Here is a 12,123-nt window from a genome sequence, read left to right on the forward strand (position 1 = left end):
CCCAATGATATTGCTCCCGCTATCCTGACGATAGCGGGACGACAGACGTTTAGTGCGCGTCTTCCTGCGGGGTAAACTTCAGTTCAATCAGGGCAATGGCTTTTTGCACTGCCCGCAGCGTCACCGGATCGGCAGAGGCGGGATGACTGGCAAAATCGATAGCTTTTAACTGGGTGGTCATTTTTTCACGCACCTCAACAGGGGCAATAATATCAATGACATCAAGAATTTGTTTGATAACTAACTGGCAGGCGACCACGTCGGAAACCAGTTCGTCATGTTCGGTGAGCGGTTGAGACATTTTTTACTCCTTTTTTCAGGAGCATAATAGTAACCTAAATCTTGAGAGATAAAAAAACCTGCCGCAGCAGGTTTTTTATCAGAACATACCGCCAGGAGGTACGTCTTTGAAGGTATTGCAGTAGTTTCTGAAAATGTTTTTCAGGATTTTGCGCAGTTTCATGAGTGACTCCACTTTTTGTTATGCCGATGTTAATCTCTATGTGGTTATAATATGATCTGCATCACATTAAATCAATAGAAATGTGCGCTAAATCACACTTTACCATCAAAATAAATTTAAGAATTAAAAAAAACAAACAAAATCGGATAGTTATAGCAACCATGCCCTGTCGTGGTTCACCCCTTTCTCTTGCAGTGACACAACAATGAGCGCAGATATTTCCTCCAGCGACGACCGTTCCTTTTCCGCCCCGGCATTATTGGTGGCTGGCGCATTTTTTATGGAATACCTGGACGGTACGGTTATCGCTACCGCCCTGCCTGACATGGCGAAAGATTTTGGTGTTGCTGCGGTCGACCTGAACATCGGCATCAGCGCGTATCTTATCACTCTCGCCGTCCTGATACCCGCCAGCGGCTGGATAGCGGACCGCTTTGGCGCGCGCAAAGTCTTTACCCTTGCGCTGGCAATCTTCACCCTGTCGTCCGTTTTTTGCGGGTTGTCAACCAATGTCGATACCTTCGTGGCAATGCGAATTCTTCAGGGAACAGGCGGTGCGCTGATGGTCCCTGTTGGCCGACTGGCCGTTCTGCGTAGCACGCCCAAGCATCAGCTGATTAAAGCCATTGCCACCCTGACCTGGCCCGCGCTGGTCGCCCCCATTATTGGCCCGGCACTGGGCGGATTCATCACGAATTACACCAGTTGGCACTGGATCTTCTTTATTAATGTGCCGATCGGACTCATCGCTATCGCCCTGTCGTTACGCATCATCCCAAATATTCGCGATGAGGAAAGGCGCCCCTTCGATCTTCCAGGCTTCGTTGCTACTGCCGTCGCTATGGTGTGCCTGGTCGCCGCGATGGAGGTTCTCGGCGATCGCCAGCCATTGAGCTGGCAACTGCTGGCGCTGTTGCTACCAGGGTTTGGCTGTATGCTCTTCTCCTTGCGGCATTTTCGCCGGGCAGAGTGCCCAATGGTGCGCCTTGATGCGCTGCAAATTCCCACCTTCCGGGTCACCATGTACGGCGGCTCCCTGTTCAGGGCCTCAATTAGCGCGGTCCCCTTTCTGTTACCCCTGCTGTTTCAGGTCGGATTTGGCATGGACCCGTTCCACTCCGGGCTGCTGGTGCTGGCAGTATTCGTCGGCAACTTAACCATCAAACCGGCGACGACACCACTGATTCGCAGGCTCGGTTTTCGGCGCCTGCTGCTAATCAATGGTGCATTAAACGTACTCTCGTTACTTGCGTGCGCCTTTTTAACCCCACAAACGCCGGTTTGGCTGATCTTTATGATTCTCTATCTCGGGGGCGTCTTTCGCTCAATCCAGTTTACCGGTGTCAGCACGCTCGCTTTTGCCGATGTGCCGTCAGCCCAGATGAGCTATGCCAATACCCTGTTCAGCACGGCTTCACAGCTGGCTGCCGGGCTCGGAATTACCCTCGGAGCAATCGGTATTCGTATTGGGGAAAAATTCAGTGAATGGTTCAGTCTTGCAAATCAGCCGGGGATCAGCTTTCGCCTGTCATTTATCTTTATTGCGCTGATTTGCCTGTTGGGAATGATCGATAGTTTGCATTTGACAAGAGAGGCGGGCAGCAGTGTGTCGAACAAAAAAAAATGAACGGGCCAGCCACGCTGGCCCATGTTAAGTTGACTGAAGATCAGCCGACAATCTGACGAACAAACGCTTCGATCTCTTTATCCTGGCAGTTTTCAAAGAAGCACTGCTGGAAGCGCGGACCGGAAACAGCGGTTTTCACCAGTTCGGGATCGATCGCGCGCAGTGTATCCAGATAGTTATCTTTCACAACAGCGGCTTTAACGGTGTTCAGTATTCCGGCATTGCGAACCTGCGGTTCTTTACGTTCAGGCGGATAACCTTCACCTTTACGGCCAGTAAACGCTTTCTCAAAGATAAAGCGAACGTTCAATTCGGCTCCCCAGCCAAAACCTTTTGCAAACGGCAGAGAAAGCGCATTCCCGTTGTTGATCTGCGCAAAAAGGAAAGCATCAGCCGGATCGATACAGTAGCCGCAAACCACTCCCGGATGAATATTCAACGACATCATGGCCCCCTGGCCGGTACCGCAGCCGGTAACTACAAAATCTACCGCTTTCGAGTTCAGCAAAATGCTGGCCATAATACCCAAATGAATATAAGTCAGGTGGTGGTCGTTTTCATCGCTCATACCGACGTTGTAAACCGGGAAGCCTTTTTCCTCAGCAACGGTGTTTAACTCATTGAGGATAATGGCGTTTTTGTTCGCCTGGCTATTTTCCATCATCAGTGCGATTTTCATGCTTTACTCTCCTGAATGCTGTGCGGGTTCGCCCGCGATAGTTCGTTAGCGTTGCCCTTAACGATAGCACCACATAAACATACTTTCAAATTTTATGAAAAGTTGTTTTATAAATTGCATATCCCCTCACACTTTTCATTCTCCCCCCTGCACAGCCTGACTCTCCCCGTTGCTGCTCAAACCATTTCCGACACGTTGTCTGCGGGTGCCCGTTTTTAGCACGAGATCTGCGGTGATAATGAATAACGTCAAATATTAAATTAAAACCATTCTCATTATTTATTAAAGTGCCAATGCGTGTTATTCCCATTTGCATTATTAATAAATCATTTTATTAATTTACTTTTTGCAAATAAATTAATAACAAATTATAGTGACGACAAAATATGCTTTTATTTTATTTGCGGAGAAAACCTGATGCTAAAAACAGAAATGATCGACAAGCTCAATGCACAGATGAACCTTGAACTTTACTCCTCTCTGCTTTATCAGCAAATGAGTGCATGGTGCAGCTACCACAGTTTTGAAGGCGCCGCGGCATTTCTGCGTCGCCACGCGCAGGAAGAGATGACCCATATGCAGCGCCTGTTCGATTATCTGACGGATACCGGTAGCCTGCCCTGCATCGCAGCTATCGAATCACCGGCGGCGGAATATGCTTCACTGGACGAACTCTTCCGCGCCACCTATAAACACGAACAGTTAATTACGCAGAAAATTAACGAACTGGCGCATGCGGCGATGACCGGTCAGGATTATCCGACCTTTAATTTCCTGCAATGGTACGTTGCAGAGCAACATGAAGAAGAGAAACTGTTTAAATCTGTTATTGATAAACTGACCCTCGCAGGAAAAAGCGGCGAAGGTCTGTACTTTATTGATAAAGAACTGGCAACGCTCGATACGCAGAATTAAGCAAAATAATGGCGACGTGTAACAAACGTCGCCGTATTAATGATGGCAAATTTTACTTTCATGGGTATTAAACCCATTTTCTCTGGCAATAAACTTACCCTTTTTCTGCAAAAACGCCACCAGTTCCGCCGCACTCAGCCCCTCAGCCGAACAGGTATGGAATCGCGCCTCCGTGCCGAAACGCGCGGTAATCGCCGCCTCCAGGCTGGCGGCAGTATAAGGCTCACCTGACGCGAGCATCATTTGTAAAACTTCGTGGCCATGAATTGATTGCATAATGCCTCCCGTAAAACACAAAGCATAAACTCGTCGGGATAAGCGATTCTTGCGCCAGCGCAGCTTTAACGCAAAATCGCGACATCCGTAAACCAATCATTACACCCCCTGTACCACTGGTTTGACGAACACGCGGATTTCACATACCCTGCGCGGCATAATCAATTGTGTATTCCGTTATGGATAGATGAAAGCGTGAAGAATCGCACTCTTGGCAGTATTTTAATCGTCGCCGGGACCACTATCGGCGCCGGAATGTTAGCGATGCCATTAGCATCGGCAGGCGTCGGTTTCGCCGTTACGTTAGGTTTGCTCATCACGCTTTGGGCGTTGATGTGCTACACCGCGTTATTGTTGCTGGAGGTTTACCAGCATGTACCGGCTGACATGGGGCTGGGCTCTCTCGCGGCCCGCTATCTGGGGCGTTATGGGCAATGGGTAACCGGTTTTTGCATGCTGTTCTTATTGTACGCCCTGACCGCCGCCTATATAAGCGGGGCTGGCGAACTACTGGCCGCGAGTCTCAATCAGTGGCTGAACTGGCCCCTGTCGCCTGCTGTCGGCGTTGCGCTGTTTACCGGCATCGGCGGGACGGTGGTGTGTATCGGAACATCGCTGGTCGACCTTTTTAACCGTTTTTTATTCAGCGCCAAAATTATCTTCCTTGCGGTTATGCTGGCGCTTCTCCTGCCGCACATTCATCAGATGAACCTGTTGACTCTGCCCTTACAACAAGGGCTGGCGCTATCGGCAATACCGGTGATGTTCACTTCTTTTGGCTTTCACGGCAGCATACCCAGTATCGTCAGCTACCTTAACGGGGATGTTCGAAAGCTGCGTCGGGTATTTATTATCGGTAGCTTTATTCCGCTGGTCGCCTATATTTTCTGGCAACTGGCGACCCTTGGCAGTATTGATTCGACCACCTTTACCCACCTGCTGGCAAAAAATGCCGGGCTTAACGGACTGTTAGAAACAATCCGCGGAGTGGTGGTTTCATCGCACGTTGAAGTGGCCGTCCATCTGTTTGCCGATCTGGCGCTGGCTACCTCATTCCTCGGCGTAGCGCTTGGGTTATTCGACTACCTGGCCGATCTGTTTCAACGTAACAACAGCGTCAGCGGACGTATACAGAGCGGTGCAATCACCTTTCTGCCGCCTCTGGCCTTCGCCCTGTTCTACCCGCGCGGGTTCGTAATGGCTTTAGGTTATGCCGGTGTCGCGCTGGCGGTACTGGCGCTCATGCTCCCTGCATTGCTGGCCATCAAGAGCCGTAGACAGCATCCTGATGCCGCGTGGCGAGTGGCCGGAGGGACCCCGGCTCTGTGGCTGGTTCTGCTGTGCGGGATCGGTATCGTGGGCATTCAGTTCGCTATTGCCACGGGGTTGCTGCCTGCGGTGGGGTAATCTTCAGGGGCCTGTGCGGCCCCTGATTTTATTTCGCTAAGCAGCACTGTTTGTATTTCTTGTTGCTGCCGCAGGAACAAGGATCGTTGCGCCCGATCTTCGCCTCATTTCTGACCGGCTGTTGACCCGCTATGGGCTGAGCATGCTCGGTCCAGTAGTTATAGAGCGCCAGAGCCGCCGGACGAATTCGCTCTACGCTGGCGACAAACTCGTCAGCAGATAAGTTATCAAGCGCCTCAAAGTGCGCCTCGGAGCCATGCAAAGCGATAGCATCCAGTTCGGCCTGCAACGGTGCCGGTAAGGCGGACCAGTCGCTCAGGCCCACACCGCGCATATAGCCGAAGCACCACTCCTCGACGATAGTCAGTTCCTGCCCTTGCTCTTCACGGCTGCCAAACATCGGCTCAAACTGATCGGGGTAATCGCTTAGACGCTCCGCAATATCGCTCATCTGCCGCAGCGTCAGATCCACAAATCGGTCCCGTTCCCGGTCGTTAGCCCAGCGCGGTACGTTATCCGCCCCTCCCCAGATAGCCAGCAGGCACTGCGCGGGTTCGATCTCCGTCGGCCCGGAGAGAATCGCCGTCAGCAATCCATCAAGTTCGGCAACATCAAGGATGGTGCCTTCTTCAGCATATTTCGACAGGATCTCGTCCAGCCATTCAATTTCGCTTTCATTCAGGGGTCCGCTGTTCATAACCAGGCTCATGCTCGTAGAAAAATGGCGCTTACAGTAGCGGAAATAGCGCGAGAAAACTACCTGACATGGCGCATTCGGCGACAGTGCCTCTTTTCCGGCAAACGGACTGAAAGGGAAAAAGGCCTCAGTCTGACGATAAGGAAGGAAAAATTCCTCCCCGCAATACAGCCTGCGGGGAGAATGCGGGATTACATGGCATCCAACGCTTTCTGTAATTTCCAGATATAACGCGGGGCCTGTGGTGCCGGATGTTTTTTCACAACGTGCTCAAAGAAGTCATCCGCATCCATCTCATTAATTTCGTCAATCGCATCCTGCCGACTCGACGAGAATGTCCGCAGCAGCGCCCCCGCGCCATTGGCATAGGCGACCACCAGCGCATAGCGCATCACCTGCGGATCTTTAATCCCCGCCAGCGGACCGGTTTCAAGAATGCTCAGATACGCGGCCCCCATGGAGATATTGCGCTCAGGATTTTTCAGCTCGCTCACTGAAGGAACGCCGCTCCAGCCCATCCGCCGGTACACATCACGACCTGATGTCGATGGTTTCAGTTGCATCAGGCCAACCGCGCCAGATTGACTGATAACCGTCGGGTTACCGCCGGACTCAATGGCGATAATCGCGGTGATCAACTGCGGATCCACTCCCCACGCCGCACCGGCTTTTTCACTGACAGGCATCCACTGCATGGCTCGCTTAACCGGGATTTCCGGGTTCCACGGCGGATTACGATAATCTTGTTTTGAGCTACAACCGGCCAGCAAGACCAGTAAAAACATACACCATCTCAATTTCACACATCGATCCTTATTGGCTGAAGTTTGCCGCGCGGTGATGACAATAAACGCGCCAGGCGGCATGATAACCCTTTCATTCTTAGCAAGGAATTGTCATGTCCCAGTTTTACCTCATCGCCCCCTCCGGTTATTGCAGCAACCAGCAGGCGGCTAACCGCGGCGTACAACGTCTGCAGGAGGCTGGACATCAGGTCATGCATCTGGAGGTAATCCCCCGCCGGGAACGGCGTTTCGCCGGAACGGAACATCAACGACTCGCCGATATCAACCATCTTGCAACGCTGGACGGTAAAAACCGTATTGTGCTGGCGGTTCGCGGCGGCTATGGCGCGACTCGCCTGCTGCCGCACATTGACTGGCAGGCGCTGATCGCCCGCCAGCAGCGGGATCCGCTGCTCATTTGCGGCCACAGCGATTTTACCGCCATTCAGATGGGCCTACTGGCAAAAGGAGACGTCATCACTTTTAGCGGACCGATGCTGGCTGGCAATTTTGGCGCGGAGACGCTAAACGAATTTACCCGGCACCATTTCTGGCAGGCGTTGCGTAGCCCGGCGTTTACCCTGGAATGGCACGGTGATGGGCCAGACTGCCGCGCCGAAGGCACCCTGTGGGGCGGCAACCTGGCCATGCTGACATCGCTTATTGGTACGCCGTGGATGCCGCAGATTAGCGACGGAATTCTGGTGGTCGAAGATATTAACGAACATCCCTTCCGGGTCGAAAGAATGCTATTGCAGTTGCTTAATAGCGGTATTCTGGCGCGCCAGCTGGCGATTATTTTAGGCAGCTTCAGTCAGGGGAATGCTAACGACTATGATGCCGGATATGACCTGCCGGTGGTATACGATTACCTTCGCGCACAGCTTAACATTCCCGTTATTTCGGGGCTGGAATTTGGTCATGAGCAGCGCACCGTCACGTTGCCGCTGGGCGCCAGAGGACAACTGGTCAACAACACATCCATCACAACATTGCGCATCAGCGGTCACCCGGTTCTGACGGAATAAAAATTCCTCTAACGCATATCCTGATTAGCGTGAGATTGTTAAAATGGTGTAGTTTTTAATTCATATTCATGCCGGTAAGGAGTACGTCAACATTGGACGCCGCTGCGGTCATCAATTTGTTTATCCTGGGTTCTGTTTTAGTAACCAGTAGCATCTTATTAAGTTCTTTTTCCTCACGCCTCGGCATCCCCATTCTGGTTATCTTTTTGGCCATCGGGATGCTGGCGGGCGTTGATGGTATCGGCGGTATTCCTTTTGACAACTATCCATTCGCTTATATGGTGAGCAACCTGGCGCTGGCGATCATTCTGCTGGATGGCGGGATGAGAACCCAGGCCAGCTCCTTTCGCGTTGCGCTGTGGCCTGCGCTTTCACTCGCCACGGTGGGCGTTCTGATTACTTCCATTCTCACCGGTGCGATGGCGGCCTGGTTATTTCATCTCAATCTTATTGAAGGCATGCTGATCGGCGCAATCGTTGGCTCCACCGATGCGGCTGCGGTGTTTTCATTGCTCGGCGGTAAGGGCCTGAACGAACGCGTCGGCTCCACGCTGGAAATTGAATCCGGCAGCAACGATCCGATGGCGGTGTTCCTGACCATTACGCTTATTGAGATGATCGAACAGCATCAGACTGGCCTGAGCTGGCTGTTCGTGGTCCATCTCGTGCAGCAGTTTGGATTAGGTATCGCCATTGGTCTGGCAGGCGGTTATCTGCTGCTGCAGATGATCAACCGCATCGTACTGCCAACTGGTCTTTATCCCTTGCTGGCGCTGAGCGGCGGGATCATGATTTTTGCCGCAACCACATCGCTGAATGGCAGCGGCATCCTTGCGGTTTATCTGTGCGGCTTCCTGCTTGGTAACAGGCCGATTCGCAACCGCCACGGCATCCTGCAGAACTTTGACGGTCTGGCATGGCTGGCGCAGATTGCCATGTTCCTGGTACTCGGTCTGCTGGTGACGCCATCCGATTTATGGCCCATCGCTATCCCGGCGCTCATTCTGTCGATGTGGATGATATTCATCGCCCGCCCGCTATCGGTATTTGCCGGTCTGTTACCCTTTCGCGGCTTTAATCTCCGCGAACGGATGTTTATCAGTTGGGTCGGTCTGCGTGGCGCGGTGCCAATTATTCTCGCCGTCTTTCCGATGATGGCCGGTCTGGAAAACGCGCGGTTATTCTTTAATGTGGCCTTCTTCGTTGTCCTGGTCTCGCTGCTTTTGCAGGGCACGTCGCTATCGTGGGCGGCAAAAAAAGCCAAAGTCGTCGTGCCGCTGGTGGGGTATCCCATTTCCCGGGTGGGGCTGGATATTCATCCGAAGAACCCGTGGGAGCAGTTTGTTTACCAGCTTAGCGCCGAGAAATGGTGCGTCGGCGCGGCGCTACGCGACCTGCATATGCCACCTGAAACGCGTATTGCCGCGCTGTTTCGCGATAATGTTCTGCTGCACCCGACGGGCAGCACGCGGCTGCTGGAAGGGGATATTCTCTGCGTTATTGGCCGCGAACGCGATTTGCCGGCGCTGGGGAAATTGTTCAGTCAGTCGCCGCCCGTGTCGCTTGATCAGCGCTTCTTCGGTGATTTCATCCTTGATGCGGATGCAAAATTCGCCGATGTGGCACAAATTTACGGTATCGACGGCGGCGAAGAGTTCCGCGAGCATCAGCATTCACTCGGGGATGTCATTCAGCAGTTGTTAGGCGCCGCCCCGGTTGTCGGTGACCAGGTGGAGTTTGCCGGAATGGTGTGGACGGTGGCAGAAAAAGAAGAAGATCACGTACTCAGAGTCGGTGTCCGTATGGCGGAAGGTGAGACGGAGTGATCCGCCTCACCTTCCGTTACGCTGTCACAACCGGAACGCGCGGCGCCAGAGCGCACATTAATTCATAGCCGACGGTGCCGCAGGCGGCGGCAACGTCGTCAATTTTAATCTCTTTGCCCCACAGCTCAACCGGCGCGCCAATCCCCGCCTGTGGGCAAGGGGTTAAATCGACCACCAGCATATCCATTGAGATGCGCCCTACCGTGGTGGTACGCACACCGTCAACCAGTACCGGCGTGCCGGTCGGCGCCAGGCGAGGATAGCCATCCGCATAGCCACAGGCGACGATTCCGATTCTCTGTTCTTGCGTCGCTTTCCAGATCCCGCCATAGCCTACCGCGTCTCCGGCCTTCAGATTCTGCACGGCAATAATCTCGCTGCTTAGGGTCATCACGGGTTTCAACCCGGTATTGGCCACATCCTGCCACAGGCCGGAAGGTGAAGCGCCATACAACACGATACCCGGTCTTACCCAATTATAATGGGTTTCCGGGTGCCATAACGTGGCGGCGGAATTTGCCAGCGAGCGCGGGCAATCGAGACCTTCCGCCGCCTGTTCGATACGGCGCATCGGTTCCACAATGCCTTCCGCTTTTTCCGCTTCAGCAAAGTGCGACATTAACGTCATGTCACTGACGTTATCGAGTGCCCGCAGTTGCTGCCAGACAATCGGCAGACGTTCCGGCATAAAGCCCAGCCGATTCATCCCGCTGTTCACCTTAACGTAGATATCAAGCGGCGCATGCAGTTTCGCCTGCTGAAGCGCCTTGATTTGCCAGTTGCTGTGTACGCTGGTTGTCAGACGATATTTATCAAACAACACCAGTTCATCGGCATGGAAGAAGCCTTCCAGCATCAGTATCGGCCCTTTCCAGCCCAGCTCGCGCAGCAGGATCGCCTCTTCCAGATTCAGCATCGCAAACCCCTCAGCGGCGCTCAGCGCGCCCCAGACTCTCGCCAGACCGTGGCCATAAGCATTTGCTTTGACCACCGCCCACAGGCGCGAGCCGGGCGCGGCGCGGCGAACAATTTGCAGATTTTGCCGCAAAGCTGAGAGATCAATACTGGCCTTTACAGGACGGGACATAAAAACTCCTTGTTAATTATGAACACCGTGCAAATGTCGGGCACGAGCCGGGGAAAACCCACGCTGATAGCGAGTGACCGCAAGATCGTCATACGGAATCGCCGGGGTTCGTCCGGAGATCAAATCGCTAAGCAGTTGCCCTGAGCCACAAGCCATGGTCCACCCTAACGTGCCATGCCCGGTGTTGAGCCACAGATTTTTATACGCCGTACGGCCTACCACCGGCGTACCATCCGGCGTCATCGGCCGCAATCCGGTCCAGAAGGTCGCTTGCTCAATATGACCGCCGCGGGGGAACAGATCGCGTACCACCATCTCCAGAGTCTCACGCCGCGACGGCAGCAGTGTTTTATTAAAACCGACAATCTCCGCCATGCCCCCGACGCGAATACGCTTATCGAAGCGGGTTATGGCGATTTTGTAAGTTTCATCCAGAATAGTCGATACTGGCGCGCCGTCTTCTTCCGCCAGCGGAATCGTGAGTGAATAGCCCTTCAGCGGATAAACCGGAATATCCACCCGCCCTTTCAGCATAGCCGTTGAATATGAACCTAATGCCATAACGTATGCATCAGCTTTGATGATTTCAGACCCGCATTTCACACCGGAGATCTGCTCCCCTTCATATAACAACGCATCCGCTGCCGTATTAAATCTGAAGGTCACCCCCGCCTGCTCCGCCATCGCCGCCAGACGCGTGGTAAACAGCTGGCAGTCGCCGGTTTCATCGTTGGGTAAACGTAAACCGCCGGTCAGCTTATGACTGACCTCGGCGAGCCCGGGTTCAACCTCCCGCAGATGCTGCGCTTCCATCAGTTGATAAGGCACACCCGCCTCTTGCAGCACGGCAATATCACGGGTGGCGTTTTCAAACTGTTTAGCCGTGCGAAAAAGCTGCAGAGTCCCGCCCTGGCGGCCTTCATACTGGATACCGGTACTTTCACGCAGCGCTTTCAGGCAATCGCGGCTGTATTCGGCCAGACGCACCATGCGTCCTTTATTCTCCATGTAGTGACGGGTATCGCAGTTGCGCAGCATCTGCCACATCCATCTCAACTGGAACTGCGTCCCGTCAAAACCAATCGCCAGCGGCGCATGACGCTGGAATAGCCATTTGATTGCTTTCAGCGGCACGCCAGGCGCTGCCCACGGCGCAGCATAGCCCGGAGAGATCTGTCCGGCATTTGCAGCGCTTGTCTCCTCAGCGGCTCCCGGCTGACGGTCAATTACCGTCACCTGATGTCCTGCCTGGCTTAAATACCAGGCGCTTGCGACCCCAACGACCCCACTTCCCAGTATAACGACGCGCATATCGGCTCCGTAATCGTTAAAG

General features: G+C 53.4%; 13 protein-coding genes. 5 read left to right on the forward strand and 8 right to left on the reverse strand.

Annotation, left to right across the window (positions count from 1 at the left end; translation table 11 throughout):
• Positions 1 to 49 precede the first annotated feature (49 nt).
• The gene (locus FN037_RS02320) at positions 50 to 301 is read right to left on the reverse strand and encodes a DUF2766 family protein (protein WP_138360263.1); all 252 of its coding nucleotides are present in this window, start codon (positions 299 to 301) and stop codon (positions 50 to 52) included.
• A gap of 78 nt (positions 302 to 379) precedes the next feature.
• On the reverse strand, positions 380 to 463 hold the full coding sequence (azuC, locus tag FN037_RS02325; protein WP_138360393.1) for a stress response protein AzuC: 84 nt from the start codon (positions 461 to 463) through the stop codon (positions 380 to 382).
• 205 nt (positions 464 to 668) lie between these two features.
• Here azuC and FN037_RS02330 point away from each other — a divergent pair, with 205 nt between their 5' ends.
• Positions 669 to 2,090, forward strand: a complete 1,422-nt coding sequence (locus FN037_RS02330) for an MFS transporter (protein ID WP_138360262.1) — start codon at positions 669 to 671, stop codon at positions 2,088 to 2,090.
• Between the two features lie 40 nt (positions 2,091 to 2,130).
• On the opposite strand, the gene FN037_RS02335 is transcribed toward FN037_RS02330, so the two are convergent.
• Positions 2,131 to 2,769, reverse strand: coding sequence for an RpiB/LacA/LacB family sugar-phosphate isomerase (locus FN037_RS02335; protein WP_142501464.1), 639 nt, complete (start codon positions 2,767 to 2,769; stop codon positions 2,131 to 2,133).
• A 417-nt stretch (positions 2,770 to 3,186) separates the two neighbouring features.
• Here FN037_RS02335 and ftnA point away from each other — a divergent pair, with 417 nt between their 5' ends.
• Positions 3,187 to 3,684, forward strand: a complete 498-nt coding sequence (gene ftnA, locus FN037_RS02345) for a non-heme ferritin (RefSeq protein WP_138360392.1) — start codon at positions 3,187 to 3,189, stop codon at positions 3,682 to 3,684.
• 36 nt (positions 3,685 to 3,720) lie between these two features.
• Here ftnA and FN037_RS02350 read toward each other — a convergent pair whose 3' ends face one another.
• Positions 3,721 to 3,960 carry a YecH family metal-binding protein gene (locus FN037_RS02350; RefSeq protein ID WP_138360260.1) on the reverse strand — a complete coding sequence of 80 codons (240 nt, stop codon included), beginning with the start codon at positions 3,958 to 3,960 and terminating at the stop codon, positions 3,721 to 3,723.
• Between the two features lie 195 nt (positions 3,961 to 4,155).
• On the opposite strand from FN037_RS02350, the gene tyrP reads away from it, so the two are divergent.
• A complete protein-coding gene (gene tyrP / locus FN037_RS02355; RefSeq protein ID WP_142501465.1) occupies positions 4,156 to 5,367 on the forward strand; it encodes a tyrosine transporter TyrP in 1,212 nt (403 codons plus the stop codon).
• A 28-nt stretch (positions 5,368 to 5,395) separates the two neighbouring features.
• Here the strand turns inward: tyrP and FN037_RS02360 are convergent, their stop codons facing one another.
• Positions 5,396 to 6,064 (reverse strand): YecA family protein, encoded by a 669-nt coding sequence (locus FN037_RS02360; protein WP_142501466.1) that lies wholly within the window; start codon positions 6,062 to 6,064, stop codon positions 5,396 to 5,398.
• A gap of 191 nt (positions 6,065 to 6,255) precedes the next feature.
• Positions 6,256 to 6,867 carry a membrane-bound lytic murein transglycosylase EmtA gene (gene emtA, locus FN037_RS02365; protein ID WP_138360257.1) on the reverse strand — a complete coding sequence of 204 codons (612 nt, stop codon included), beginning with the start codon at positions 6,865 to 6,867 and terminating at the stop codon, positions 6,256 to 6,258.
• Between the two features lie 95 nt (positions 6,868 to 6,962).
• Between emtA and ldcA the strand changes: the two genes are divergently transcribed.
• Both ldcA and FN037_RS02375 read left to right on the forward strand, forming a co-directional pair.
• Entirely contained in the window at positions 6,963 to 7,877 is a 915-nt protein-coding gene (ldcA, locus tag FN037_RS02370; protein ID WP_142501467.1) for a muramoyltetrapeptide carboxypeptidase, read from the forward strand.
• Positions 7,878 to 7,969: 92 nt separating this feature from the next.
• Positions 7,970 to 9,703: a potassium/proton antiporter gene (locus FN037_RS02375; RefSeq protein WP_138360255.1), complete on the forward strand. Its 1,734-nt coding sequence runs from the start codon at positions 7,970 to 7,972 to the stop codon at positions 9,701 to 9,703.
• Between the two features lie 16 nt (positions 9,704 to 9,719).
• Here FN037_RS02375 and dadX read toward each other — a convergent pair whose 3' ends face one another.
• Entirely contained in the window at positions 9,720 to 10,790 is a 1,071-nt protein-coding gene (dadX, locus tag FN037_RS02380) for a catabolic alanine racemase DadX (RefSeq protein WP_138360254.1), read from the reverse strand.
• Between the two features lie 12 nt (positions 10,791 to 10,802).
• Positions 10,803 to 12,101 carry a D-amino acid dehydrogenase gene (locus tag FN037_RS02385; RefSeq protein WP_138360253.1) on the reverse strand — a complete coding sequence of 433 codons (1,299 nt, stop codon included), beginning with the start codon at positions 12,099 to 12,101 and terminating at the stop codon, positions 10,803 to 10,805.
• Positions 12,102 to 12,123: the final 22 nt, after the last annotated feature.

The organism is Klebsiella sp. 2680, assembly GCF_900198535.1.
Classification (GTDB): domain Bacteria; phylum Pseudomonadota; class Gammaproteobacteria; order Enterobacterales; family Enterobacteriaceae; genus Klebsiella; species Klebsiella indica.

Coding starts and splice junctions, on each gene's coding strand:
- FN037_RS02320 (WP_138360263.1), bottom strand. CDS start 301: ATGTCTCAACCGCTCACCGAACATGACGAACTGGTTTCCGACGTGGTC.
- azuC (WP_138360393.1), bottom strand. CDS start 463: ATGAAACTGCGCAAAATCCTGAAAAACATTTTCAGAAACTACTGCAAT.
- FN037_RS02330 (WP_138360262.1), top strand. CDS start 669: ATGAGCGCAGATATTTCCTCCAGCGACGACCGTTCCTTTTCCGCCCCG.
- FN037_RS02335 (WP_142501464.1), bottom strand. CDS start 2,769: ATGAAAATCGCACTGATGATGGAAAATAGCCAGGCGAACAAAAACGCC.
- ftnA (WP_138360392.1), top strand. CDS start 3,187: ATGCTAAAAACAGAAATGATCGACAAGCTCAATGCACAGATGAACCTT.
- FN037_RS02350 (WP_138360260.1), bottom strand. CDS start 3,960: ATGCAATCAATTCATGGCCACGAAGTTTTACAAATGATGCTCGCGTCA.
- FN037_RS02360 (WP_142501466.1), bottom strand. CDS start 6,064: ATGAACAGCGGACCCCTGAATGAAAGCGAAATTGAATGGCTGGACGAG.
- ldcA (WP_142501467.1), top strand. CDS start 6,963: ATGTCCCAGTTTTACCTCATCGCCCCCTCCGGTTATTGCAGCAACCAG.
- dadX (WP_138360254.1), bottom strand. CDS start 10,790: ATGTCCCGTCCTGTAAAGGCCAGTATTGATCTCTCAGCTTTGCGGCAA.
- FN037_RS02385 (WP_138360253.1), bottom strand. CDS start 12,101: ATGCGCGTCGTTATACTGGGAAGTGGGGTCGTTGGGGTCGCAAGCGCC.